Annotated in this window: 25 protein-coding genes; 19 read left to right on the top strand and 6 right to left on the bottom strand. The window is 69.6% G+C overall.

The window, feature by feature from the left end; translation table 11 throughout:
- The first annotated feature begins 93 nt into the window (after positions 1-93).
- The 6 genes from ACIRPU_RS10920 (at position 94) to ACIRPU_RS10895 (ending at position 6,398) form a co-directional block, all read left to right on the top strand.
- Positions 94-1,422, top strand: coding sequence for an ABC transporter substrate-binding protein (locus ACIRPU_RS10920; protein WP_403864618.1), 1,329 nt, complete (start codon positions 94-96; stop codon positions 1,420-1,422).
- Positions 1,423-1,432: 10 nt separating this feature from the next.
- Positions 1,433-2,317, top strand: coding sequence for a carbohydrate ABC transporter permease (locus tag ACIRPU_RS10915; RefSeq protein ID WP_403864615.1), 885 nt, complete (start codon positions 1,433-1,435; stop codon positions 2,315-2,317).
- Entirely contained in the window at positions 2,317-3,231 is a 915-nt protein-coding gene (locus ACIRPU_RS10910) for a carbohydrate ABC transporter permease (RefSeq protein ID WP_403864612.1), read from the top strand. The genes ACIRPU_RS10915 and ACIRPU_RS10910 overlap by 1 nt, the downstream gene beginning before the upstream one ends.
- The gene (locus tag ACIRPU_RS10905; protein ID WP_403864609.1) at positions 3,228-4,826 is read left to right on the top strand and encodes a family 43 glycosylhydrolase; all 1,599 of its coding nucleotides are present in this window, start codon (positions 3,228-3,230) and stop codon (positions 4,824-4,826) included. The genes ACIRPU_RS10910 and ACIRPU_RS10905 overlap by 4 nt, the downstream gene beginning before the upstream one ends.
- A 325-nt stretch (positions 4,827-5,151) precedes the next feature.
- Positions 5,152-6,213, top strand: coding sequence for a LacI family DNA-binding transcriptional regulator (locus ACIRPU_RS10900; protein ID WP_403864606.1), 1,062 nt, complete (start codon positions 5,152-5,154; stop codon positions 6,211-6,213).
- Between the two features lie 38 nt (positions 6,214-6,251).
- Entirely contained in the window at positions 6,252-6,398 is a 147-nt protein-coding gene (locus ACIRPU_RS10895) for a hypothetical protein (protein ID WP_403864603.1), read from the top strand.
- Positions 6,399-6,709: 311 nt separating this feature from the next.
- Here the strand turns inward: ACIRPU_RS10895 and ACIRPU_RS10890 are convergent, their stop codons facing one another.
- From ACIRPU_RS10890 to ACIRPU_RS10880, 3 genes are all read right to left on the bottom strand, one after another.
- Positions 6,710-6,967, bottom strand: coding sequence for a hypothetical protein (locus ACIRPU_RS10890; protein WP_355705976.1), 258 nt, complete (start codon positions 6,965-6,967; stop codon positions 6,710-6,712).
- Positions 6,964-7,827, bottom strand: a complete 864-nt coding sequence (locus ACIRPU_RS10885) for an oxaloacetate decarboxylase (RefSeq protein ID WP_403864600.1) — start codon at positions 7,825-7,827, stop codon at positions 6,964-6,966. Before ACIRPU_RS10885 ends, ACIRPU_RS10890 begins: the two co-directional genes overlap by 4 nt.
- 168 nt (positions 7,828-7,995) lie before the next feature.
- Positions 7,996-8,649, bottom strand: a complete 654-nt coding sequence (locus ACIRPU_RS10880) for a ThuA domain-containing protein (protein ID WP_355705978.1) — start codon at positions 8,647-8,649, stop codon at positions 7,996-7,998.
- 520 nt (positions 8,650-9,169) lie between these two features.
- On the opposite strand from ACIRPU_RS10880, the gene ACIRPU_RS10875 reads away from it, so the two are divergent.
- Positions 9,170-9,802, top strand: a complete 633-nt coding sequence (locus ACIRPU_RS10875) for a VOC family protein (RefSeq protein WP_403864597.1) — start codon at positions 9,170-9,172, stop codon at positions 9,800-9,802.
- Positions 9,803-10,173: 371 nt separating this feature from the next.
- Entirely contained in the window at positions 10,174-10,569 is a 396-nt protein-coding gene (locus tag ACIRPU_RS10870) for a VOC family protein (RefSeq protein WP_403864594.1), read from the top strand.
- Between the two features lie 10 nt (positions 10,570-10,579).
- Here ACIRPU_RS10870 and ACIRPU_RS10865 read toward each other — a convergent pair whose 3' ends face one another.
- The gene (locus tag ACIRPU_RS10865) at positions 10,580-11,254 is read right to left on the bottom strand and encodes a helix-turn-helix domain-containing protein (protein WP_403864591.1); all 675 of its coding nucleotides are present in this window, start codon (positions 11,252-11,254) and stop codon (positions 10,580-10,582) included.
- Positions 11,255-11,771: 517 nt separating this feature from the next.
- Positions 11,772-12,743 carry an AraC family transcriptional regulator gene (locus ACIRPU_RS10860; protein WP_403864588.1) on the bottom strand — a complete coding sequence of 324 codons (972 nt, stop codon included), beginning with the start codon at positions 12,741-12,743 and terminating at the stop codon, positions 11,772-11,774.
- 80 nt (positions 12,744-12,823) lie between these two features.
- On the opposite strand from ACIRPU_RS10860, the gene ACIRPU_RS10855 reads away from it, so the two are divergent.
- A complete protein-coding gene (locus ACIRPU_RS10855; RefSeq protein WP_403864585.1) occupies positions 12,824-13,663 on the top strand; it encodes an NmrA family NAD(P)-binding protein in 840 nt (279 codons plus the stop codon).
- Positions 13,664-13,719: 56 nt separating this feature from the next.
- On the opposite strand, the gene ACIRPU_RS10850 is transcribed toward ACIRPU_RS10855, so the two are convergent.
- Complete coding sequence (locus tag ACIRPU_RS10850) at positions 13,720-14,901, bottom strand: YihY/virulence factor BrkB family protein (RefSeq protein ID WP_403864582.1); 1,182 nt, start codon at positions 14,899-14,901, stop codon at positions 13,720-13,722.
- A 124-nt stretch (positions 14,902-15,025) separates the two neighbouring features.
- On the opposite strand from ACIRPU_RS10850, the gene ACIRPU_RS10845 reads away from it, so the two are divergent.
- From ACIRPU_RS10845 to cysD, 10 genes are all read left to right on the top strand, one after another.
- A complete protein-coding gene (locus ACIRPU_RS10845) occupies positions 15,026-16,675 on the top strand; it encodes an acyl-CoA dehydrogenase family protein (RefSeq protein WP_403864579.1) in 1,650 nt (549 codons plus the stop codon).
- Between the two features lie 311 nt (positions 16,676-16,986).
- Positions 16,987-18,264: a GAF domain-containing protein gene (locus ACIRPU_RS10840; protein ID WP_403864575.1), complete on the top strand. Its 1,278-nt coding sequence runs from the start codon at positions 16,987-16,989 to the stop codon at positions 18,262-18,264.
- 166 nt (positions 18,265-18,430) lie between these two features.
- Positions 18,431-19,756 (top strand): hypothetical protein, encoded by a 1,326-nt coding sequence (locus ACIRPU_RS10835; protein WP_403864572.1) that lies wholly within the window; start codon positions 18,431-18,433, stop codon positions 19,754-19,756.
- 17 nt (positions 19,757-19,773) lie between these two features.
- Positions 19,774-20,346 carry a GNAT family N-acetyltransferase gene (locus ACIRPU_RS10830; protein WP_384112952.1) on the top strand — a complete coding sequence of 191 codons (573 nt, stop codon included), beginning with the start codon at positions 19,774-19,776 and terminating at the stop codon, positions 20,344-20,346.
- A gap of 150 nt (positions 20,347-20,496) precedes the next feature.
- On the top strand, positions 20,497-20,580 hold the full coding sequence (locus ACIRPU_RS10825; RefSeq protein ID WP_309486338.1) for a putative leader peptide: 84 nt from the start codon (positions 20,497-20,499) through the stop codon (positions 20,578-20,580).
- A 177-nt stretch (positions 20,581-20,757) separates the two neighbouring features.
- Complete coding sequence (locus ACIRPU_RS10820) at positions 20,758-22,455, top strand: nitrite/sulfite reductase (RefSeq protein ID WP_384112949.1); 1,698 nt, start codon at positions 20,758-20,760, stop codon at positions 22,453-22,455.
- Positions 22,452-22,640 carry a hypothetical protein gene (locus tag ACIRPU_RS10815; protein ID WP_403864568.1) on the top strand — a complete coding sequence of 63 codons (189 nt, stop codon included), beginning with the start codon at positions 22,452-22,454 and terminating at the stop codon, positions 22,638-22,640. The genes ACIRPU_RS10820 and ACIRPU_RS10815 overlap by 4 nt, the downstream gene beginning before the upstream one ends.
- Positions 22,637-23,347 (top strand): phosphoadenylyl-sulfate reductase, encoded by a 711-nt coding sequence (locus ACIRPU_RS10810; RefSeq protein ID WP_403864565.1) that lies wholly within the window; start codon positions 22,637-22,639, stop codon positions 23,345-23,347. The genes ACIRPU_RS10815 and ACIRPU_RS10810 overlap by 4 nt, the downstream gene beginning before the upstream one ends.
- A gap of 68 nt (positions 23,348-23,415) precedes the next feature.
- Positions 23,416-23,952 carry an adenylyl-sulfate kinase gene (gene cysC, locus ACIRPU_RS10805; protein ID WP_403864562.1) on the top strand — a complete coding sequence of 179 codons (537 nt, stop codon included), beginning with the start codon at positions 23,416-23,418 and terminating at the stop codon, positions 23,950-23,952.
- Positions 23,949-24,887: a sulfate adenylyltransferase subunit CysD gene (gene cysD, locus ACIRPU_RS10800; RefSeq protein WP_403864559.1), complete on the top strand. Its 939-nt coding sequence runs from the start codon at positions 23,949-23,951 to the stop codon at positions 24,885-24,887. Before cysC ends, cysD begins: the two co-directional genes overlap by 4 nt.
- Position 24,888: the final 1 nt, after the last annotated feature.

Below are 24,888 nucleotides of genomic sequence, written 5' to 3'. Positions count from 1 at the left end.
GACGTCGTCCGGCCTCCCAGCCGCCGTTCCCGGCCAGCACCGAGCCGCTGTTCTCTCGTTCCGAGACGCCTACTTCCGAAGGATCACGGTCAGATGAACTCCACCAGCTCCCGGAGAAGGTTCGCCCGCACCGTGGCGGGTATCGCGCTGACAGGTCTGCTCTCCGCCTGCGGCGGGTCGGGCGACGGGGACTCCTCGGCGTCCGGCCCTGTCACCCTCCCCTTCTGGGGCTGGGCAAACGGGCAGGAGGCGGTCGTCAAGGCGTTCAACGCCTCCCACAAGGACATCCAGCTGAAGTACACCAAGGTCACCGACCAGTTGACCATGCAGAAGCAGCTGACCAATGCGGTCAAGGCGGGTAACGCGCCCTGTCTGGTGCAGAACACCGCCGAGTACGTGACCAGTTGGGTGTCGCAAGGAGCACTCGCCGACATCACCGAGTACGTCGAGTCGAGCAAGGACAAGTTCAACGCCGGTTCCTGGGCCGCCGGGCAGGTGCAGGGCAAGGTCTACGGCGTGCCGACCAGCTCGGCGCCCTCCTTCACCATCTACCGCACGGACGTCTTCGCCAAGTACGGACTGAAGGCGCCTGCCACCTGGGACGATTTCATAGCCGCAGGCAAGGAGCTGAAGAAGCACGGCGTCAAGATCACCAACTACGCCGGTGAGGACCCCAGCACCCTCGAGGTGCTCGCCATGCAGGGCGGCGCCCACTGGTACGCGATCGACGGAAACTCCTGGAAAGTGAATTTCCAGGACGAGGGCACGCTCAAGGCCGCAAAGGTGATCCAGGAGATAGTCGACAACGACCTCAACTCCACGCTTTCCTTCGCCGACTACGCCGCCGTCCAGCGCAACTACGACAACGGCGGCACCGCTACCCGCCAGATTTCCACCTGGCAGATGGCCGGCATGGTGCAGAACTTCACCAAATCCTTCGGCAAGTGGGCGCTCGCGCCCTGGCCGACGTTCCCCGGCGGGACGGCCAAAACCCCTGCGGGCACCAACCAGAGCGGTGGTCTGACCCTGGTCACCAAGCAGTGCAAGACCCCGCAACAGGCAGCCGACGCAGCGCTGTGGATGTCCACCGACACCGCCGCGGTCAAGACGATGGCGAGCCCGACCACGGGCAACGGTGTGATGCCTGCGCTGGCCGACAGCGGCGTCTACGTCGGGGAGGCGATCTCCGACAAGCTGCTCGGCACGAACTACGAACCTGCTCAGCAGATCGTGAAAGACAGCCTGAACACGGTTACCACCGACTGGACCTTCGGCCCGGACTGGACGGCGATGTTCACCGAGATGCAGGCCGGCTGGGCCAAGGTCGTGAACAAGGACCAGAAAGTCACCGACCTGCTGGCGCACATGCAGGAGTGGACGGTCGACGACCTGAAGTCCCGCGGCATCAGCGTCGAGGGCTGAGGCGCAGCCGGTGATTCACTCCCTGCGCTGGAAGGGCGCCGCGTTCACGGTGCCCTTCCAACTCGGCTTCGTGTTCCTGTATCTGGTGCCGATCGGCTACGCCGTCTACCAGTCACTGTTCCGCACCCAGCAGTCCGGGCTCGGTTTCGGAGGCGCGTCGGAGAGGTTCTCCGGCCTGGACAACTACCAACAGGGTCTGACCGATTCGGCATTCGTCAGCTCCATCCTGCGTGTGGTGCTGTTCGCCTGTGTACAGATACCGGTGATGCTTTTCGTCAGTCTGGTGCTGGCGCTGTTCCTGGACGCACTCAGCTCACGGGCGGCGAGCCGTTTCCGGATCCTGTTGCTGGTCCCGTACATGATCCCCGGGGTGGTGGCCGCCCTCGTGTGGATCAACCTCTACAGCCCGGACGTCGGTCCGCTCACCCCGCTGGGCAAGCTGTTCGGCGCCGACTGGAACTTCTTCTCACCGTCCATGGTCTGGCCGTCGATCGGCAATCTGCTCACCTGGCATGGCATCGGCTACAACATGGTGATCATCTACTCGGCGCTTCAGGCCGTGCCTCGCGAGCTGTTCGAGGCTGCTCGATTGGACGGCGCCTCCGAGGTGCGGATCGCCCGCAGCATCAAAGTGCCCTACGTGCGCGGGGCGTTGGTGCTGACTGGGCTCCTCTCCGTCATCCAGATGTTGCAGATCTTCAATGAGCCGGCACTGTTTCGAAATGTCACTCCGCAGACCGTGGACGACAGCTTCACCCCGATCATGATCATCTACAACCAGGCGTTCAACGCCGGCAACTACCACTACGCCGCCGCCCTGTCGGTACTGCTCGCGCTGATTCTGGGTGTCGCCTCCTTCCTCTTCTACCGGCTGACTTCGAGGGAGGCCTACTGATGACGCTCACCGAAGACCGCGCGCGCAAGAAGCCGGCGTCGGCAGTGCGCCGACGTACGGACCCCGACCCCGCCGCCCGTTCGCAGGGCGGCCAGCGGTTCCTGCTATGGGGACTGGTCCTGGCAAGCGCCTACAGTCTGTTCCCGGTGTGGTGGCTCATCGTCGCCGCCACCAAGGATCGCACCGGGCTCTACCAGAGCAACGGTCTGTGGTTCTCCGGCATGCACCTCTGGAACAACCTGCATCAGCTGTTCACCTATGAGGACGGCATTTTCCTGCGCTGGACAGCCAACTCCCTGCTGTACGCCGGTGTCGGCTCACTCGGCGGCACCCTGGTCGCGCTCGCAACCGGTTACGGCCTGGCCCGCTTTGATTTTCCAGGCCGCGCCGTGGTCTTCGCCTGTGTGGTGGGCTCGTTCCTGATCCCGATAGCCCTGCTCACGCTGCCGCTGTATCTGCTGTTCTCGGAGATCGGTCTGGTCGACACTCCCTGGGCGATGCTGATCCCCTGCCTGATCAATCCGTTCAGCGTGTATCTCGCCAAGGTGTACACCGAGGCGACGATTCCCTTCGAGCTGCTCGAGGCGGCCCGCCTCGACGGCGCGGGCGAACTGCGCATCTTCGTCAGCATCGTGCTGCGCATGATGACGACGGGCGGCGCGACCGTGTTCCTGCTGGCCTTCGTCAACACCTGGAACGCGTTCTTCCTGCCGCTGACCGTACTGCGCGGTCAGGAGAACTGGACGCTCAACATCGGCCTCTACAACTGGAGCGGCAAGCGCCTGGAATCCGGCGTCGACCTCACGAGCCTGGTGTTGACCGGCGCACTGCTGTCCATCGTGCCGATGGCCGTCATGATGGTCGCGATGCGTCGCTACTGGCGGACCGGGGTCACGCTGGGGGCGCTCAAGTGACCGTCCTGCGCAATCCCGTGATCCGCGGTTTCGCGCCCGATCCTTCCCTGATCCGGGTCGGCGACTGGTACTACGTGGCGACCAGCTCCTTCGAATGGTTCCCGACGATCCCGATCCACCGATCGCGTGACTTGGCGCACTGGGAGTACGCGGGGCACGTCCAGGGGGCCGCTCCGGGCGGCACGCTGGCCGGCGTCCCCGACTCGGGCGGCATCTGGGCGCCGTCGCTGAGCTGGGACGGCAAGCGTTTCTGGGTGGTTTACACGGTCGTACGGTCCGTCGGCACGCCGTACTTCGACCAGGACACCTACGTGACCACGGCCAGTGACGTGACCGGCCCCTGGGCACCACCGCGCCGTATCGCGAGTCACGGCTTCGACCCCGCCCTCTTCCACCAGGACGGCCGGCTGTGGCTGCTCAACCTCCAGAACGATCACCGGCCCGGCGCAGCGCGATTCGCGGGCGTCGTCCTGACGGAACTGGACCGCGGCACGCTCGCCCCGCTCGGCGTCACCCACCTCCTGGTCCAGCATGAACGGCTCATCGAGGGACCAAAGTTGCTCTTCCATGCGGGGTGGTACCACCTGGTCCTCGCCGAGGGTGGAACCGGTTTCGAGCACGGCGTCCGTACGGCCCGCAGCCGCAGTCTCACCGGGCCCTACGCACTCGACGACCGTCCGTTGCTCACGTCTCGCGACGACCCTCAGTTGCCGCTGCAGAAGGCGGGACACGCCGAGCTGGTGGAGACGCCGGACGGCGAGTGGTTTCTGAGCCACCTCACGGCCCGTCCGCTCGACACGGCAAACGGCTTCCGCTGCACCCTCGGCAGGGAAACCGCGATCCAGGCGGTGATCTGGGACGCGGCGGGCAAGCCTAGGCTGCGGCAGGGTGGTTGGCTCCCGGCGGTCGAGGTCGAGGTCCCCACAATCCCCTGCGAGGTCGTCCAACAGGCTTCGACGGAAGACGTGTTGGGCTGGCCTTGGAGCACGTTGCGTGAACCACCGGATCCGTCCTGGGTGGACCTCGTCATCCGGGACGGCTGGATCCGGCTGCGCGGGCGGCACGGTCCGGAGTCGCGCTGGGCGCAGAGCCTGCTCGCGCAGCGCCTCACCGAACACCGGGCCACCGTCCAAGTCACCCTGCAGGCACGGCCCTCGACCTTCACCCAGGCCGCGGGGCTCATCCTTCGCTACGACGCGGAGGCGTACCTGTCCCTCGATCTGACGTGGGCGGAGCCCCCGGCCGAACCGCAGCGCGGTCAACAGTGGCGCGGTGTGGGACGGACGGTGCTCAGTCTGGTGGAGCGCGACGAGAACGGCGCGCGACAGGCGGCGGTCGTGGACGTCGACCCGAATGCGCCGGTCACGGTGGGTGTGACGGTGACGGTGGCGGGGGCGGAGGCGCGATTCTGGTACGTGTGCGACGGGGTACGCACTCCGGTCGGTCCGCCGTTGGACGCCGGCCGACTGTCGGACGACCACGGCGGCCGACTGCGCTTCACCGGCACCCTGGCCGGAATCCACGTCCGGGACCTGGTCGACGCGTCCTTCACCGCCGACTTCAGGGACTTCCGGCTGACCTGCTCGCCCGTGTGAAGTCACCGTGCAGTCCGGGAGCCGCGACACCGGCTCTGCCGACGTGTACCGGCTGGGCGCACCCGACCCGGTCCGGCGTCCGCTGGCTGCTTCGGGGCGTCCGTCGCGCTCAGGCGCCCGTTGCCGTCCGGGCTGCGTCACCTGTCCGCAGTTTCGAAAAATTTGCCGCGCCCAAGATCCCGCGTTTTCCGGAGTCTTCACGTCACGCCGAGGCACACCTAGGATAGCAAGCGCTTTCTGTGAGCCGTCTGTTTCCGTATCGGCTCCGAAAGGGCGCTGGTCGAACTTTCGCCGGCCTTCGGGCGGGCCGGAGAGGTGGTTCCCGATGGTGCGCACGGCAAGCACGGGTGCGGGCGTGGCGGCTGGGCCGACCCTGGCGGTCGTGGCCCGCGAGGCGGGGGTATCGGTGCCGACCGCCTCCAAGGTGGTCAACGGCAGGGAGGATGTCGCCCCCGAGACCAGACGCCGGGTGACGGAGGCGCTGGACCGGCTGGGGTACGTACGCAGACCACGCTTCGACGCGTCCAAGCCGCCCCGGATCATCGACCTCGTCGTGCACTCGCTGGACAGTTCCTGGTCGGGCGCGGTGCTGCACGGCGTGGAGGAGGCGGCATACGACGCGGGTCTGGACGTGGTCGTCTCGGCCGCCCTGTCCCGCACCCGCGTCGGCCGCCCGCAGCGCGGCTGGCTGGACAAGCTGACGGTGCGCGGATCGGCCGGAGTCCTGTTCAACCTGACTGAGTTGACGGGCTCTCAGTACGCCTGGCTGGAGCAGCACCGCACCCCGTTCGCGCTGATCGACCCGGTGGTCGAGCCGCCGCCCGGGGTGGTGTCGGTGGGCGCGGCGAACTGGCAGGGCGGGGTGACGGCGACCGAGCACCTGCTGGCGCTCGGCCACGAACGCATCGCCGTGATCGCCGGCCCGCGCCGCAAGATGTGCAGCAGCGCCCGGGTCGCCGGTTACCGCTCGGCCCTGGCGTCGGCAGGGGTCGCGTTCCGCCCCGAGTACCTACGCGACGGCGGCTTCGACGAGTCCGTCGCCCACCGGCGTATGCAGGAACTGCTCGATCTCCCCGCACCTCCTACGGCCGTCTTCGTCTGCTCCGACCGCATGGCCCTCGGCGCCTATCTGGCGTTGGCGGAAAGAGGGTTGAGGATCCCGTACGACGTCAGCGTGGTCGGTTTCGACGACCTGCCGGAGTCGCGGTGGACCACCCCCGCTCTCACCACCGTGCGCCAGCCACTGGCGGAGATGGCGGCAACGGGGTTGCGGTTGTTGCTGCGGATGATGGACGGCGAGCACCCGGAGGGGACACGGACGGAGTTGTCGACACGGCTCGTGGAGCGGGCGAGCACCGCTCCGCCGCACCGGCGGGCAAGAGCGTGAAACGGTGACCTCCCGGCGTTACTGATCGTTTTCCGGGCATGAATCTCAACACCCGCACCACAGTCGTGTTCGTCGTTGCCTCCGCCGCCCTCATCACCGTCATGGGGACGGCCCGGGCCACGACTCTCGGTCCCGTCCCCCGGGACGCCACCGCCCACGCCACCGTGAGCGAATCCGGTGACTAGACCGGCGACGAGCCCGAAGACGTCGAACTGGACGAGGCCGGACGCCCCGACGTCGACGAGGACTGACGAACCGTCCGGCAACCCGCACGCACGGTCCGTGCCGCTCGCATGCTTCGGCATGTCACGAACGTCACGGCCGTGACCCGGGTCCCGGCCGTCGCCCTCACCGTCGCTGTGCTGCGTTTCTTCACCCTGGGGTAGTTCACCTGGCGGCGGAGCGCTCGCTGAGGTGGCCGAGAAAAAGCGTCGTAACGACAGCGGAAAGCCGGGCGCCACCATCACGGTGGCTCCCGGCCGGTGTTCGCCTCTTCTCAGTCCTCACCCCGATCCGGCGCGCCGACCAGCGCCTCCATCATGTCGACGGCGCTTCCGTCGTGGTCGCTGCCCGCTGTGCCGCTGCTGCCCTGCTGGACGTTGGCCGCCCGGTCGACCTCCAGGATCGAGTCGGCGTGCGAGTTGTCGATCACGGTGATCAGGCTGCCCTCGGCGACCGCCGGCGTCGCGGCGGCGCCCAGCAGGACGGCTGCCAGGATCGTCGCCGTCCTGCGCCGGGGAGCGACCGGGCTCACGCGTTCACGCTCTCGGGCGCGGTGCGCAGGCGCGCGATGTTCCGCTCCAACAACTCGGTCGAGGCCCGCACGCCGATGCCGCTCACCGCGTCGACCTCGGGGAGCCGGCCGTCGGTCTGCTTGAGGTCGACGAGCGCGGAGTGCATCGCCGCGTGGGCGGCGAAGAGGCACGGCGTGCTGTAGATCGCGACGTTCACGCCCAGGTCGGACAGCTCGCTCAGCGAGAGCCTCGGGGACTTTCCGCCGGCGATCTGGTTGAACAGCAGCGGCTTGTCTCCCACCACGTCACGGATCCGGCGGATCCACTCCACGGTGCGGACCCCGTCGACCAGGATCACGTCCGCGTCGGTGGCGGCCAGCGTCCTGGCCCGCTGCAGGATGTCGTGCTCGTCGGTGGCGTCCGTGCGGGCCACCACAACCAGGTCGCGCCGGGTGGCCAGGACCATCTCCAGTTTCGCCAGGTACTCGCTCAGCGGCAGCACCTGCTTGCCGTCGGCGTGCCCGCACCGGCGCGGCCGCTTCTGGTCCTCCAGGATCACACCCGAGGCCCCGATGCGCTCGAGACCCTCCACCACGTGACAGGCGACCTCCGGATCGACGTACCCGTCGTCGATGTCCACCAGCAGGTGCTGTTGCGGGAACGCGCCCCGCAACCGCTGGACGAACGCCACCATGTCCGGCCAGGCGATGAAACCGATGTCCGGCAGCCCGTAGTGCGAGGCCGCGAAACCGAAGCCCGAGACGAACATCCCGTCGTAGTGTTCCGCCGCGATCGACGCCGAGTACATGTCGTACACGCCGATCAGCGGGGTCGTTCCCGGGTCGGTAATCCGCTCCCGCAACTTGTTCCCGTAAGTCACCGTCCGGCTCCTCCAATGGAGTCGAGGGGTCAACACACCAGGTGCAAGACAGCCATTGCGACACAACAGCCCTTTACGAAGACAAAAGGATCTCTATGTCGATGCACGGCTCTCTCCATGTGAAGGCTTTGCTCACCCCAATGGCGCAACCTGTTCACCGGAGAAACGTCACTGGTCCCGCAGCCGAGCGGCCCAGGCGACGCCACCGCCCAGATGGGCACGGAAGTGGGGGTCGGCGTAGGCCTGGGACGCGTGTCCGAGTGCCGTGTAGAAAACGCGTCCCCGGCCTTGCTCACGGCACCAGGCCAGCGGGTGGTCGGCTCCCATCCCGCCTCCCGTGTACGACGACTCGTCGGCGGCGACGAGAACGCGTACCCGCCCGCGGGGGTTGGCGCGGAAGTCGTACCACTCGTCGGTGAAGTCCCAGACGGTCGGCAGCGAGCGGGTGGCTGGGTGGTCGTGGTCCTCGATCACCGCCTTGCCCGGCTGGTACTCGGGGTGGCGGGCGAAGCGGGCGCCGAGGAGTTCGCCGTAGTACGGCCAGTCGTACTCGGTGCAGGCCGCCGCGTGCACCCCGGCGAAACCGCCGCCCGCCTCGATGTAACCGGCAAGACGCTCCTGCCCGGCCGGGGTCAGCACCTCGCCGCTGGTGGAGAGGAAGACCACGGCCGCGTATCCGTCCAGCGAGGCTTCCAGGACGGCCGGGTCCTCGGTGTGGTCGACGGCGAACCCGTCCAGCCCGCGTAGGGCGGCGACGGCGTCCGGGATGGAGTCGTGGCGGTAATCGGTGGTACGCGTGTACACGAGCAGGCGGGCGGTCATGGGGACGAGCCTAGGCCGACGGGAGTTCGGGTCCCAGGGAGATGATCGGGGCGACAGTTTCGGCGGTGGCCGTCGTTCCGGAGGCGGTGGCACGGGCTCGGCCCCGAGCCGGACGCGGCGCCCACGCCTGCGGGACCCGCGCGCATGCGTGGGAAGGATCCCGGTCGGAGCGTTCAGGTTCAGAGAAGCTGAACCGGAGAAGGACAGCTGAGCAGGGGTGTAACCGGTTGCCTCGTGTTCGCGCGACTCCGCTGTCTGCCCGGCATTTCCGCTTGACGCCCCGTCACAAGCGGTAATAAGCAGTAACAAGCGGGTCCACCGCTTTCATGCGGTTTCCGATGCCGACCGCCGCCGATCACTCCTGGCCGTCGACAACGAACGCGCTCGGATCAGCAGCTATACCGGCCGCGTGGGTACGGCATCGGTCTCGAGCAAGGCCTGGACCCCGCACGCCGGCCTGCCGTACAGGTGTTCCATGGGCGCGGCCGTTTCAGAAGCCGGGCGCGTAGGCTCGGGCGGGATGAACACCATTCCCGCACGCCTCGACCACATCGTCCTCGCAACGCCCGATCTGGCGGCGACGGTCGCCGAGTTCACCCGGCGCACGGGAGTGGCCCCAGCGCCGGGTGGTGTGCATGTCGGGCTCGGCACCCGCAACTACCTCGTCGGCCTGGGCCATTGCGCGTATCTGGAGATCATCGGCCCCGACCCGGAACAGCCCGCGCCCACCGACCCGCGCCCCTTCGGCGTGGACGCGCTCGCCTCCGCGCGGACGATCACCTGGGCCATCAGCCCGCCCGACCTCGACGCGACGGTTGCGGGCGCCCGTGCTCGGGGCTACGACACCGGTGACGTACGGGAGATGAGCCGGCGTCGCCCCGACGGCAGCCTGCTTCAATGGCGGCTGACCGACGGCGGCTCCCCGCATCCGTCCGGCCTGGTGCCCTTCCTCATCGACTGGGGCAGCACGATCCACCCCTCCGCGTCCGGCCTGCCCGTCATTCCCCTGCTGGAGCTGACTGCCACCGCTCCTGACCCCGAAGAGGTCCGCCCCCTGCTGACCGCCCTCGGTACCGACCTCGCCCTCACCGAGGGCCCGGCGGGATTCTCCTTCACGGTGGCCACGCCCAACGGGCCGGTGACCTTCAGCTGACCCGGGGCGCCCCCGCCTCAACGGGCGCAACCGTCCGGCCCCGGCCCTGCCGGGAAGCGGAGTGGGCCGGCCGAGTCCGCGTCGGTGAACCTCGCGGCAGCGGCCGTCCGCTCCCCGCCCACGCCCCTGAGCCAACCGATGGCAGGTTTCTCCCGCCCCTGTCCGGCGCGGGTCCGCGCGCCCCGTGGCAAGCGGCAGCCGAGAAGACGATCGGTAACAAGGCTCAGCCGGCCGCCGGGACGGGGGCGGGTTCCGAGTCCGCCTGGTCGGGTTTCCCGCCACCAGCGCCGTCCGGGGGGTGCGGAAAGGTTTTCCGGGGCGTGTCCGTTTCTTTCAAGACCGTCCGCGCCGGCGCTGCCTACCGTTGCCGCATGAGTCCACGATTCGATGCCATCGGCCTGATCGTCTCCGACATGGCCGCGTCCGTCTCCTTCTACCGCCGACTCGGCTTCGCCTTTCCCGAGGGGGCCGAGCAGGAGCCGCACACAGAGGCCGAACTGCCGGGTGGACTGCGGCTGTTGCTGGACACCGAGGACACCGTCCGGTCGTTCAATCCGGAGTGGAAGCCGCCGTCCGGTGGTGGTCGGGCCTCACTCGCGCTGCGCTGTGACACACCGGGCGAGGTCGACTCCGTGTACGAGGAGTTGCTGGGCGCCGGTCACCGAGGCGACCTGAAGCCGTGGGACGCCTTCTGGGGCCAGCGTTACGCCGTCGTGCTCGACCCCGACGGCAACGGTGTCGACCTGTTCGCACCGCTCCCCCAGTGACCCGGCCCGCTCAGCGCAGCAGGGCGCCCAGCGTGAGGCCCGTGAACTCCCTGACGTCCCGCGAGAGATGGGCCTGGTCGGCGTAACCGGCCCGGTTCGCCGTGTCCGCGTACGGCACGCCCTGCCGAGCCAGCGCGAGAGCCCGTTGCAGGCGCAGGATCCTGGCGAGCGTCTTGGGGCCGTAGCCGAAGGCGGCAAGCGAACGGCGGTGCAACTGGCGCGCTCCGAGACCGAGTTCGTCGGCCGTCTCGGACACCGTCGCACCTGCGGCGAGGGCGGCGACCAGTCTCCGCAGCGCCTGGTCCGGCGGTGCCGCCCGCTCCAGCGCCAGCTCCTCCAGTGCCAACGCCGGGTACGCGGCCGCGGCGACCCGGCCGGTCAGGCGACGCACTTCCGGTGCCGGCCACAGGTCGGTCAACTCAACGCGGCGATCGCGTAGTTCATGGGCCGGTACGCCGAGCAGCGCGGGCGCGGTGCCGGGGAACAAGCGGATGCCGGCCCAGGACGCGGGCGGGCCCTCGGGAAGATGAGCCTGAGTGTCCGGTCCGGCGACCAGCAGTCTGCCCTCGCGCCACAGCAGGTCCATGCAGCCGTCGGGGAGTACGGGGAGTGCGCCGAGTGCCGCGGACGGCGTGTTCGTCCACACCACCGCCCCGGCCAGCCGGGAGGGCCGCTCCTCGTACATGTACGCCAGGCTACGCCGCCGGGACACGGGGTGCCGGTACGCAGACGGAGCAGCACCGCTTCCCGCGGCTCCCGCCACCGCTTCCCGCTCGCTTCCGCCACCGCCTCGTGCGCGGTCGGGGCCTCTGCACCGCGCGGTGTCAGAGCGTCCGTCCGCGGCGGAAACCGGATTCCCCCTGAGTCACGAAGCCGCGCCCGGGCGGCTGAAACACATCACGCCGGCGCAGCACTGCCAGCTGACACGGCGAGGAAGGCGAGGAAACGGCATACCGCCGGCTACCGCGCTCCACGGCCTCGATCCGGACACCGTCGTAGCCACGGCGTCAGGCCGGTTGCCGCAGGACCGAGACACCCACCGAAACGCCAACCGAAACACGCTGCCGTCACCTCGCCCCGGCCGTTTCCCTCCCGATATGCCTATCTGCGCAGGGCATCGCACCGTCTGCTCCACCGCCCCGACCGCCCCTTTCCCCAAACCGCCGACCGGGTGCCTCTTCCTCCCCTCCCCCCTGGGCCCCTTAAGCCGCCCGTGTCCGGTGTTCCTGTGGGCTGACGCCGTACACCCGCTTGAAGGCGCTGGAAAGGGTGAAAGCGCTTCCGTAACCGACCTGGCGGGCGATCGCGCCGATGGTGTCCTCGGTGTCGCGCAGTCGGTCCGCGGCGAGAGCGAGGCGCCAGCCGGTGAGGTAGGTCATCGGGGGTTCGCCCACGAGGTCGCTGAAGCGGCGGGCCATGGCCGCCCGGGACACGCCCGCCTTCGCGGCGAGGGTCGCGACGGTCCAGGGGTGCGCCGGGTCGTCCTGGACCAGCCGCAGAACGCGGCCCACGACCGGGTCGGCCAGTGCTCGGTACCAGGCCGGGGCCGCCGCTTCCGGGCGGGAGAACCAGGCCCGCAGCGCGGCGATGACCAGGAGGTCGAGCATGCGGTCCAGGACGACCTCCTGACCGGGTTCGTCACGGACGATCTCCTCCATGAGCAGTGGGGTGAGCGGGCACTGCCAGATGTCGGAGGTGAGGGACAGCAGTGGGGGCAGCGCGTCGAGCAGCCGGCCGCTGATCTCGCCCTGCATCAGGTACGTGCCGATCAGGACGACCGTGGAGCCGTCCAGGCGGTCACCCCAGGTGCGCACGCCCAGGTCCATGGAGCCGTTCAGGAGGCGTCCGTCGGGGTAGGCGCACTCTCCGCCGGGGAGGATCAGCGCCTGCGCAGGCGTACCGGGGACATCGGCGCAGGTGTACGGGGCGGGGCCACGGGCGATGGCGAGGTCGCCGGCCCGCAGGCGGACGCCCTCCCCCTTGTCCGGCACGACCCAGCCCTCGCCGCGCACCATGAGCATCACCGTCAGCGGGGCGCGGTCCTCGACCCGTACGGCCCACGGCGGGTCGAAGCACGCGCGGATCATGAGAGCGCCACGCGCGCGTGGACCCTCCAGCAGGCCCGCGAGGGGGTCCCCCCGCGTGAGCATGTTCGAACGTGGAGGAGCGTCCATGAGGCCAGCGTAGACGCGCGCTTATGGGAATGAGCCGTTCAGCGATGGGACCGTGCGGTGTACGGCAGTTGACTGAACGCATGACACAGAACACGGCACAGCGGATGACGGTGGTGGTGACCGGCGCGTCCGGTCGTACGGGCAGCCGGGTGGCGCAGGCGGCCGGGACGGCCGGGCTGACGGTACGGACGGCCTCGCGGGCCCAGGGGTTCGACTGGCACGACGCCTCGACGTGGGCGGACGTGCTGCGCGGCGCGGACGCGGCGTACCTGGTGTATCCCTCGGATGTGGGGGCGCCGGACGCGGCCGAGGCGGTGGGACGGCTGGCCGGGGAGGCGGTCGCACTCGGGGTGCGGCGGCTGGTGCTGCTGTCGTCGCGGGGTGAGGAGCGGGCGCTGCCGACCGAGGAGGCGCTGCGGGCGTCGGGCGCCGACTGGACGGTCGTACGGGCCGCGTGGTTCGCGCAGAACTTCAGTGAGGGGCCGCTAGTGGAGGGGCTGCGGCAGAGCGGGGAGCTGGTGTTCGCGGGTGGGGAGGTGCAAGAGCCGTTCATCGACCTGCGGGATGTCGCGGACGTGGTGGTGAAAACGCTTACCGAGGGTGACCAGTACGTGGGCGAGGCGCTGGAGGTGTCCGGGCCGCGGCTGCTGACGTTTCGGGAAGCGGTTGCGGAGATCGGGCGGGCGGCCGGGCGCGAGCTGACGTACACCCCCGTGCCGGCGCTTCAGTACGGCGAGCAGTTGGCCGGGTTCGGGGTACCGCCGGAGGAAGTCGCTTTCCTGGTGGAGTTGTTCGAGTCACTGCTGGACGGCCGCAACGCCTACCTGTCGGACGGCGTCCGGCAGGTGCTCGGCCGTGAGCCGCGTGATTTCGCGGAGTTCGCGAAGGAGTCGGCGGGGGCGGGCGTCTGGAAGGCGTAGCTCCCGCGTTTCCGGGGCGCTCCGGGGACGCATCTCCTCGCTTCGCTGCCCGGGGCTCACTTCTCCGGAGGCTGTTCTTCCCCGTTCCCGGCGTTTCCCCCGTGTCCCTTCGGATAACTCCTCACATGCGTCCGGAAACGTCCCGTCACGTCCTCCGGTGGAAGAAAGCGGGACCACCGCTCGGGAAACTCGGACGGCATGTCGGGGTCGTCGGGGTCGTCGTCCTCGTGGGAGCGGATCGCCGCCATGCGGGCCACATATTCCGCGGCCTCCTCCTCGCGAAGCCGTTCGTTGGCGGCGCGGGCCGCGGCCGTCGCGGCGGCCGGCCAGACCCGGTCGATAGCGGCGTTCATGGCGGCGCCGACCAGCACGGCGAACGCGGACACACCGATCCACAGCAGTACGGCGACGGCGGCGGCGAGGGAGCCGTAGATGGTGGCGCCCTCGATCGTGTTCGTCAGGTAGATGCGCAGCAGGAAACTGCCGAGCACCCACATGGCGAGGGCGACGAGCGCGCCGGGGACGTCCTCGATCCACGGCGAGCGCACGGGTACGGAGACGTGGTAGAGCGTTGTCAGGAACGCGACGGACAGGACGATCACGACCGGCCAGTACAGGACCTGCACCACGGTGGTCGACCAGGGGACGATCCGCACCACCGCGTCCGGCCCGGCGACCATCAGCGGCAGCGCGATCGAGCCGATCAGCAGGGCCCCGACGAACAGCAGGAAGGCCACCAGCCGCGTCTTGACGATGCCGCGCACGCCGTCGAGGCCGTACATCACGGTGATGGTGTCGATGAAGACGTTCACCGCGCGCGAGCCGGACCAGAGGGCGAACAGGAAGCCGATGGAGATGACGTCGGGGCGGCCGCCCTTCATCACATCGTCGAGGATCGGCTGGGCGATCTGCCGGACGCCCTTGTCCGACAGGACCGTGCGCGAGGCGTCGAGGAGGTTGGCCTCCAAGCTGGTGATGGTGTCGGTACCGGTCCAGTCGTCGACGTAGCCGAGCAGGCCGATGAGGCTGAGCAGCAGCGGCGGCACGGACAGCAACGTGAAGAAAGCGGCTTCGGCGGCGAGACCGAGGATGCGGTACTCGATGCAGGAGTTGACGGTGTCCTTCAACAGCAGCCAGGCTGTCCGTCGCTTGGAAACGTTCCGGTAAAGGGCACGCGCCCGGTGGAGACGCCCGGTGGGGCTCCCGGGTTGCTCGGGTGACTGACTTCCTGGCTGCACGCCCTAAAGGTATCCGCCGTTCGGGGCTGCACTCACCTCCGGCAAGGCCGCTTCACCGGGTCGGGGAGCGGCTCGCGGGCTCCCGGATGGCCATGACCGTCGTACCCGGGGGTAGGTTCGGGCCATGGCAGGCACCACGCACACCGTGACCAACCAGCCCCCGCCCCTGACCGGGTACGACGTGTACGGCGCCGATCAAGCGCTGGTGGCGGCCGTGGAACGGCATCTCGATCCGGAACTGCTCGACGAGGCGCACGGCGAGTTGTCGGCGCTCGGCCGGGCCGCCGGATCGGCGCAGTTGCAGGAGTGGGCGGTGCAGGCGAACGAACATCCGCCGAAACTGCTTACGCACGACCGTTACGGCCACCGCATCGACGAGGTGGAGTTCCATCCGGCGTGGCACCGGCTGCTCGGCAAGGGCGTCGGGGCCCATCTGACGGATGCCTGGGTGCGGCCGGGTGGGCATGTGCGTCGGGCGGCGGGTTTTCTGGTGTGGACGCAGGTGGAGGCGGGCAACGGCTGTCCGCTGTCCATGACCCACGCGGCGGTGCCCGCGCTGCGCGCCGATCCGGAGCTGGCCGCCGAGTGGGAGCCGCGGCTGACGTCCACGATCTACGACCGTGAGCTGCGCCCGGCCCGGCTGAAGGCCGGGGCGCTGTTCGGCATGGGAATGACGGAGAAACACGGTGGCAGCGACGTACGGGAGAACGCGACGGTCGCCACGCCTCTCGCCGAGGACGGAACGTACGAACTGACCGGCCACAAGTGGTTCTGTTCGGCGCCCATGTCGGACGGTTTCCTGGTGCTCGCGCAGGCAACCCCTTTCCGGGGCGAAGGCGGGCTCACCTGTTTCCTCGTGCCGCGCGTGCTGGAAGACGGTTCCCGAAACGTTTTCCGCCTCCAGCGGCTCAAGGACAAGCTGGGAAACAGGTCCAACGCGTCCGCCGAGGTCGAGTTCGACGGGACGTGGGCCCGTCGGGTCGGTGAGGAGGGGCGCGGGGTGCGCACCATCATCGACATGGTGGCGGCGACGCGGCTCGACTGTGTGCTGGGCTCGGCGGGGCTGATGCGGCAGGCGGTGGCGCAGGCGATCCATCACTGCACCTACCGTGAGGCGTTCGGCGGGAAGCTCGTCGACAAGCCGCTGATGCGCAACGTTCTGGCCGACCTCGCGCTGGAGTCGGAGGCGGCGACCGTGCTCGCGCTGCGGCTCGCGGCGGCCTATGACGACGGTGGGGAGCAGGAGCGGGCGCTGCTGAGGATCGCGGTTCCGGCGGCCAAGTACTGGGTGACCAAGCGCTGTGCGCCGCTGGCGGTGGAGGCGTCGGAGTGCCTGGGTGGAAACGGTTACGTCGAGGAGTCGGGGATGCCCCGGCTGGTGCGCGAGTCGCCGTTGAATTCGGTCTGGGAGGGCGCGGGAAATGTCCAGGCACTGGACGTGCTGCGCGCACTGCAACGGGAGCCGCAGGCACTGAACGCCTATCTCCAGGAGGTGGGGCAGGCGCGCGGGGCCGATCACCGGCTGGACAGGGCGACCAAGAGCCTGCTGACGGAACTGGCTGATCTGGACGGCGTCGAGGGACGGGCGCGCCGACTGGCGGAGCGGTTCGCTCTGGTGCTTCAGGGGGCACTGCTCGTGCGATTCGCGCCGCCGGAGGTGGCCGACGCGTTCTGCGCCTCGCGGCTGGGCGGGGACGGGGGCGCGGCCTTCGGGACACTGCCCCACAGCCTGGACCTGGCGTCGATCGTCGAGCGGGCCGCGCCTCGCTCCTGACCGCGCCGGCCTGCGCGAACAGGAAGCGGGGGTGGTGCTGCGCCGACACGGCACCACCCCCGCCGCAATGGCCCTGCGAGGCCAGAATCGCCGCTCGGGACGACGTGGCTCAAGTTTCAAACACCCTGTGGATGTTCACCAGGGTTGCAGGGGGTTGCAACTCATCGGTGGTTGTGACCGGACTGTGCCCCTCCGTCACCCGTGGGCGGCAAGATGGGGGCCTTCAGCAAGACCGGAAACATTCGGTGCAGAAACTTGACATCCGATTGTCCGACTGTGTGCTCACGGGAGGCCCAGTGGTGATGCCACGGATGAACGTGCCGCAACTCGCGGCCGTCGACGCCGCGCGGGCGGCGCGGGTGCTCAGCGAGGTGCGCGACGCCCGGCTGGCCGGTCAGCAGGCGCGTGTGGCCCCGCGTCCCGTGATCGAGCAGTCCTGGGACCGGATGCTGCGCAGCGGTGTCGACCCGGAGCACGACTTCAGAGCGGGGCTGCTCAGCGCCGACGAGGTGCGGCGCAGGAGGGAGGCGTCGCCGTTGCGGGAGGTGCTCCCGGTGCTGCGCGAGGGGCTGCTCTCGGTCGCGGACGTCGCGCACCACATCATGGTCGTCGCCGACGAGGAGGGCCGGGTGCTGTGGCGCGAGGGCTGCGGACCCGTGCTGCGCAAGGCCGACGGGCTCGGTTTCGAGCTGGGCGCGGACTGGGGCGAGGACGTCGTCGGCACCAACGGCGTGGGCACGCCGGCGGTGGTGCGCCGCCCCGTGCAGGTGTTCGCCGCCGAGCACTTCGTGCGCTCGCAGGCCGCCTGGACCTGTGCGGGCGCCCCGATCACCGACCCGCGCAACGGCCGGCTGCTCGGCGTCGTCGATGTCAGCGGGCCGCTCGAGACGATGCATCCGGCCACGCTCGCCTGGGTCGACTCGGTGGCGAAGCTCGCCGAGTCGAGGCTTCGGGTGAGGCACCTTGGTTCGCTCGAGCGGTTGCGCGCGGTGGCGGCACCGGTGCTGGCCCGGCTGGGCGGCCGGGCGGCCGCGGTGGACGCGGACGGGTGGACGGCCGCGGTGACCGGGATGCCGTACGCGAGCCGGATCGCGCTGCCCAAGTCGCCGTCCCCGGGCCGCCGCTGGCTCCCGGCGCTCGGGCTCTGCTCGATCGAGCCGCTGGCCGGGGGTTGGCTGGTGCGGTCGGTGGACGAGACCGCCGAGCCGCTGCCGCGCGGCGCGACCCGGATCGTGCTGGATCTGACCCGGCCCCGGCGCTGGTCGGTGACGGTGTCGGGGGGCGCGGGGTCGTGGTCCCACGAACTCAGTCCTCGGCACGCCGAGTTGCTCTACCTGCTGGCGGCCGACCGTGGCGGCCGCAGCGCGGCGGGCCTGGCCGAGGACGTGTTCGGCGACTCGGGCCGTACGGTGACGGTGCGGGCCGAGATGTCCCGGGTGCGGCGGTATCTCGGGGGTTTTCTGGAACATCGGCCGTATCGTTTCTGCGAGGACGCCGAGGTCGAGGTGCTCCTGCCGGAAGATCCGAAGGGTCTGCTACCGCATTCGACCGCGCCCGCAGTGGTGAGAAACCGGGCGGCGGCACCGTAGCGACCATGGCTCACCCGCGTCCTTCCGGTGGCGTCTTCCGCATATTTGCGGGGTCTTCGCCCCTGACGGCGCCCGACTGCCGTAGCATCCCTCTACGGGTCACCCCACCTGCTCCTCGGTCAACGTACGGATCATCAGGCGCAGTTGGCCCGCCTCGGGAGGGCAAATGAAGCAACGTGGCCGACACCGCCGGCGCAGACGAGGCAGGGCACTGCGCGCATTCCTCTCCGGAACCGCCCTCGCGCTCACCGTCGCCGCCACCATGATCAGCGCCTCCCAGGCCACGGTCACCGACGACGGACCCGGGGATCTGAAACCGCTTACGGCCTCGGCCGAGATCGGAAAACTGCGCCTGACGGAGAACCGGGTACCGCAGGCCTCCCTGGACCGGCTCGCCGCGGGAATGGGCCGACCGGTCGGCGTCGGCGCGGTGCTGGACGAGGCCGACCGCACCCTGCGGGACGCGATCGACTGCTCGGCAGGCGAGCGCAGGGCCCTGCCCGTCTCCCCCGTGGCCTCCCGTGCCTACTGCTGGAACACGGACGACACCGAGGGCTGGCAGCCGGGCGCGGTCACCACGTCGGGGGACGCGGACGACGACGGTGTCTGGGGCTCGAACCGGGTGATCCTCTCCGGCTGGTCGCGCAGCGGCGGCCCGGCCGCCGACCGGGGTCTGGCCCGGGTCGGCTTCGTGAACGCGGGCGACCTGAGCCACCTCACCTACACCTGGGCGCTGCTCGCCGTCCCGGTGGACGAGGGGCGGGACTACCGGGGACTGGTCTCGCATGTCTCCGGCATGGTCTGGTACCAGGACAAACTGCTGGTCACCGCCGACGACGGAGACCGTACGGCGCTCTATGTGTACGACATGAACCGCGTCCAGCGGGCGGGTATCACCGATGACGCGGTCGGGCGGGTGCCGGGCGGCTGGTCCGCAAACGGTTACCGCTTCGTACTGCCGGCCATCGGCTCCTACGAGCTGAGTGGCGGCTCCGACGCCCCGCACCCGGCAACCGTTTCCCTCGACCGCAGCACCGTGCCGGACAGCCTGGTCGCCGGGGAGTGGACCCGCGACGACGGCGACCGGACCGCCCGCCTGTGGCGTTACCCCTTCAGCGGCGCCCCCGGCCACGAGGGACTTCTCGCGACGAGCGCCACCGGCCGGGTACGGGCCTCGGAGGCCTACCGGACGAAGGTGACGGGCGTACGGGGCGTGCTGTCGTACGGGGCGGAGTGGTACGTGACCCGTGCCGCCGGCCCGCAGGAGGAACAAGGGACGCTGTGGCGGCAGGACGCCGGCGCCAGTGACGACGAGGACGACAGGACGGGCGGATCCGAGGCGGCCGTGTGCGGTGCCGAGGAAACGCACAGCTGCTGGAGCCCGCAGACCGAATCCCTTTCCTACTGGGAGGAGACAGGCGAGGTCTGGACCCAGTCGGGACGTGCGCTCTTCGCGCTGCCGCTGGCCTCGATCGACAGAACAAGCGGGTAGATGATTCCCTGACGGGCATGACCAACATCCCCGTGACCACCTGGTCCCTGGAGCAGACCGACCCGACCGACGTCCTCCCGGCCGCCGCGCCCGAGGGCGACGTCCGGATCGTCCGCTCCGAGGTCCCCTCCCCCGAGTTCAGCCGTTTCCTGTACGCGTCCGTCGGCGGGGACATCCGCTGGATCGACCGGCTGCGCTGGACGTACGCGCAGTGGCAGGAGCATCTGGGGCGTCCGGGGGTCGAGACCTGGGTCGCCTACGACCGGGGCACGCCGGCCGGGTACGTGGAGCTGGAGCCGCAGGACGACGGTGTCGTAGAGATCGTTTACTTCGGTCTGCTCCCGGCCTTCCGAGGGCGGCGCATCGGCGGGCACCTGCTGGCGTACGGCGCCGCTCGGGCCTGGGACCTCACGGACCGCTGGCCGGGGCTGCCGCAGACCAAGCGGGTGTGGCTGCACACGTGCAGCCTGGACGGCGAGCACGCCATGGACAACTATCAGCGGCGCGGTTTCAAGCTGTTCGACACCAAGGTCGAGGAGCAGCCCGAGGTGTCCGCGCCGGGCCCCTGGCCGGGCGCCCTCCCGGTCTGACCCCTTGCTCATACCGGCTGTGACCTGCGCCGACAAGAGGCCTCACAGGGCATGTGATCGAGGACACCCTTGTCTCACATTTCGGGACCAGGGTGTCCGCATCGCGGACGAAGCTGGACTGTGTCCAGATCGCCGTGACACGCTTTCGCCATGTCCGGAACTGGAATTGCCTTGGTGAGTCGGCGGCACGTCGACCTCGGCCGCATGTCCAGCGCCATCTGTCCGGCGAGCTGACGGGCCGCGGCAGCGCCGGACATCTCCGCTCGAGTCCTCCCGCCTGCGCAATGACGCGCACGTATCTCCATGCGCCCGCACGCAGGTCAGAGCCGCCGCACGTCACCGACCCGCACCCCGCACGGACGGCGCCACGCGCCGACACCTTCCTCCGCTGTCCCGAAGGACGTATCAACCATGGCCGCCACCCCGCAGAACCCTGCCGCCGAGACTCCCCGCCGCAAGGTGAGCCGTCACCGCGGTGAGGGCCAGTGGGCCGCGGGACACTTCACCCCGCTCAACGGCAACGAGCAGTTCAAGAAGGACGACGACGGTCTCAATGTGCGGACACGCATTGAGACGATCTACTCCAAGCGGGGCTTCGACTCGATCGACCCCAACGATCTGCGCGGCCGGATGCGCTGGTGGGGGCTGTACACCCAGCGCAAGCCGGGGATCGACGGCGGCAAGACGGCGATCCTGGAGCCGGAGGAGCTGGACGACAAGTACTTCATGCTGCGCGTCCGCATCGACGGCGGCCGACTCACCACCGAGCAGCTGAGGGTGATCGGCGAGATCTCGCAGGAGTTCGCGCGCGGCACCGCCGACCTCACCGACCGGCAGAACGTCCAGTACCACTGGATCCGCATCGAGGACGTGCCCGAGATCTGGAACCGCCTCGAGGCGGTCGGTCTCTCCACCACCGAGGCCTGCGGTGACACGCCCCGGACGATCCTCGGCTCGCCGGTGGCGGGCATCGCCGAGGACGAGATCATCGATGGCAGCCCGGCCGTCGAGGAGATCAACCGCCGGTTCATCGGCAGCAAAGAGTTCTCCAACCTGCCGCGCAAGTTCAAGACGGCGATCTCCGGCTCCCCGCTCCTGGACGTCGCCCACGAGATCAACGACGTGGCGTTCGTCGGCGTCGAGCACCCCGAGCACGGCCCCGGCTTCGACCTGTGGGTCGGCGGTGGGCTCTCCACCAACCCGAAGATCGGCGTACGGCTCGGCGCCTGGGTCCCGCTGGACGAGATCCCGGACGTCTGGGCGGGCGTGATCGGCATCTTCCGCGACTACGGCTACCGGCGTCTGCGCACACGGGCGCGCCTGAAGTTCCTGGTCGCCGACTGGGGCCCGGAGAAGTTCCGCCAGGTCCTGGAGGACGAGTACCTCAAGCGCGCGCTCACCGACGGCCCGGCGCCCGCCGCCCCCGTCGAGCGCTGGCGCGACCACGTCGGTGTGCACCGCCAGCAGGACGGCCGTTACTACATCGGTTTCGCCCCGCGCGTCGGCCGCGTGGACGGCGCCACCCTGACGAAGATCGCGGAGCTCGCCGAGGCGCACGGCTCGGGTCGGGTGCGTACCACCGTCGAGCAGAAGATGATCGTCCTCGACGTCGAGGAGGGGCAGGTCGAGTCGCTGGTCGAGGCGCTGGAGGCGCTGGACCTGACCGCCAAGCCCTCCCCGTTCCGGCGCGGCACCATGGCCTGCACCGGTATCGAGTACTGCAAGCTCGCCATCGTCGAGACCAAGCAGCGCGGCTCCACCCTGATCGACGAACTCGAGCGCCGCATCCCGGAGTTCGACGAGCCGATCACCATCAACATCAACGGCTGCCCGAACGCCTGCGCCCGCATCCAGGTCGCGGACATCGGTCTCAAGGGTCAGCTGGTCCTCAACGACCAGGGCGAGCAGGTCGAGGGCTTCCAGGTGCACCTGGGCGGAGCGCTCGGGCTGGAAGCCGCTTTCGGCCGCAAGGTCCGTGGTCTGAAGGTCACTTCGGAGGAGCTGCCGGACTACGTGGAACGCGTACTGAAGCGGTTCCAGGACGAGCGCGAGGACGGCGAGCGCTTCGCGGTCTGGGCCACGCGCGCCAGCGAGGAGGCCCTCTCATGAGCGAGCGGGCCGCCCCTTTCTACTGCCCCTACTGCGGCGACGAGGACCTTCGTCCGAGCGAAGCCGCGGAAGCCAGTCACGGCGCCTGGGAATGCGCGGCGTGCAATCGCGCATTCCAGCTGAAGTTCCTCGGGCTGCTCGCCCGGGGCGTTCAGCGCACCGACCCGGGAGAGGACCGGATATGACGACGCTTCAGGAAGGCCGTAGCACCGAGGAGTTGAAGGCGCTGGCCGAACAGGCCGGCCGCGATCTGGAGGAGGCCTCCGCGCTGGAGATCCTCCAGTGGGCGGTGGACACCTTCGGCAAGCAGTTCTGCGTGACGTCCTCGATGGAGGACGCCGTGGTCGCGCATCTGGCGTCCCGGGTCCAGAAGGGCGTGGACGTGGTGTTCCTCGACACCGGTTACCACTTCCCCGAGACCATCGGCACCCGCGACGCGGTGGAGGCCGTGATGGACGTCAACGTCATCACGCTCACCCCGCGACAGACGGTGGCCGAGCAGGACGCCGAGTACGGGCCGAAGCTGCACGACCGCGACCCGGACCTGTGCTGCAAGTTGCGCAAGGTGCAGCCGTTGGAGGAGGGCCTCACGGGTTACCGGGCCTGGGCCACCGGCCTGCGGCGCGACGAGTCCGTCACCCGGGCGGGCACTCCGGTCGTCGGCTGGGACGACAAGCGGCAGAAGGTCAAGATCTCGCCCATCGCCCGCTGGACCCAGGACGACGTCGACGCGTACATCACCGAGCACGGGGTGCTGTCCAACCCCCTGCTGATGGACGGTTACGCCTCCGTCGGCTGCGCCCCGTGCACCCGCCGGGTGCAGGCGGGCGAGGACGCGCGCGCCGGCCGCTGGGCGGGACGCGCGAAGACCGAGTGCGGGCTGCACGGCTGACCGCCATGGCCTCGACCTCCACGAACATCCCCACCCCCACCCCCACTTCTACGAACCGGGAGAACCACGTGACGACCGGAGCCACCGTCTGGCTCACGGGTCTGCCGAGCGCCGGCAAGACCACCATCGCGTACGAGCTGGCCGGCCGGCTGCGCGAGGAGGGCCACCGCGTCGAGGTGCTCGACGGCGACGAGATCCGTGAGTTCATCTCCGCGGGCCTCGGTTTCAGCCGCGAGGACCGGCACATCAACGTGCAGCGCATCGGTTTTCTGGCCCAGTTGCTCGCCCGTAACGGCGTCACGGCCCTGGTTCCGGTGATCGCGCCCTACGCAGACAGCCGTGAAGCGGTGCGCAAGCGCCATCAGGAGAGCGGAACCGGTTACCTGGAGGTGCACGTGGCGACCCCGGTCGAGGTGTGCTCGGTCCGGGACGTGAAGGGTCTGTACGCGAAGCAGGCGGCGGGCGAACTCACCGGGCTCACCGGGGTCGACGACCCCTACGAGGCCCCCGAGTCGCCGGATCTGCGGATCGAGTCCCAGGACCAGACCGTGCAGGAGTCCGCGGCGTCGGTGTACGCCCTGCTCACCGAGAGGGGACTGGCATGACGACGACCGTCGCCGAGGCCGAGGAGGGCACGGCCAGCCCGTACGCCCTCAGCCACCTGGACGCGCTGGAGTCCGAGGCGGTGCACATCTTCCGCGAGGTGGCGGGCGAGTTCGAGAACCCGGTGGTCCTGTTCTCCGGTGGCAAGGACTCCATCGTCATGCTGCACCTGGCCCTGAAGGCCTTCGCCCCGGCCCCGGTCCCCTTCTCGCTCCTGCACGTCGACACCGGGCACAACTTCCCCGAGGTCCTCGAGTACCGCGACCGGGTCGTCGCCGCGCACGGGCTGCGCCTCCATGTGGCCTCCGTCCAGGACTACATCGACCGCGGTGCGCTGCGCGAACGCCCCGACGGCACGCGTAACCCGCTCCAGACGCTTCCGCTGACGGAGAGGATCCAGTCCGAGAAGTTCGACGCCGTCTTCGGCGGCGGACGCCGCGACGAGGAGAAGGCCCGCGCCAAGGAACGGGTGTTCTCCCTGCGCGACGAGTTCTCCCAGTGGGACCCCCGCCGCCAGCGCCCGGAGCTGTGGAACCTCTACAACGGCCGCCACGCCCCCGGTGAGCACGTCCGGGTGTTCCCGCTGTCCAACTGGACCGAGCTCGACGTCTGGCAGTACATCGCCCGTGAGGGCATCGAACTGCCCGAGATCTACTTCGCGCACGACCGGGAGGTCTTCCGGCGCGGCGGGATGTGGCTGACCGCCGGTGAGTGGGGCGGGCCGAAGGACGGCGAGACCGTCGAGAAGCGCCTCGTGCGCTACCGGACCGTCGGCGACATGTCCTGCACCGGCGCCGTCGACTCCGACGCGGTGACGCTCGACGACGTCATCGCCGAGATCGCCGCCTCCCGGCTCACCGAACGCGGCGCCACCCGCGCCGACGACAAGATGTCCGAGGCCGCGATGGAAGACCGCAAGCGCGAGGGGTACTTCTAAG

This window comes from Streptomyces sp. NPDC102259 (assembly GCF_044766465.1).
GTDB lineage: Bacteria > Actinomycetota > Actinomycetes > Streptomycetales > Streptomycetaceae > Streptomyces.
This window is presented reverse-complemented; position numbering and strand designations above follow the sequence as displayed.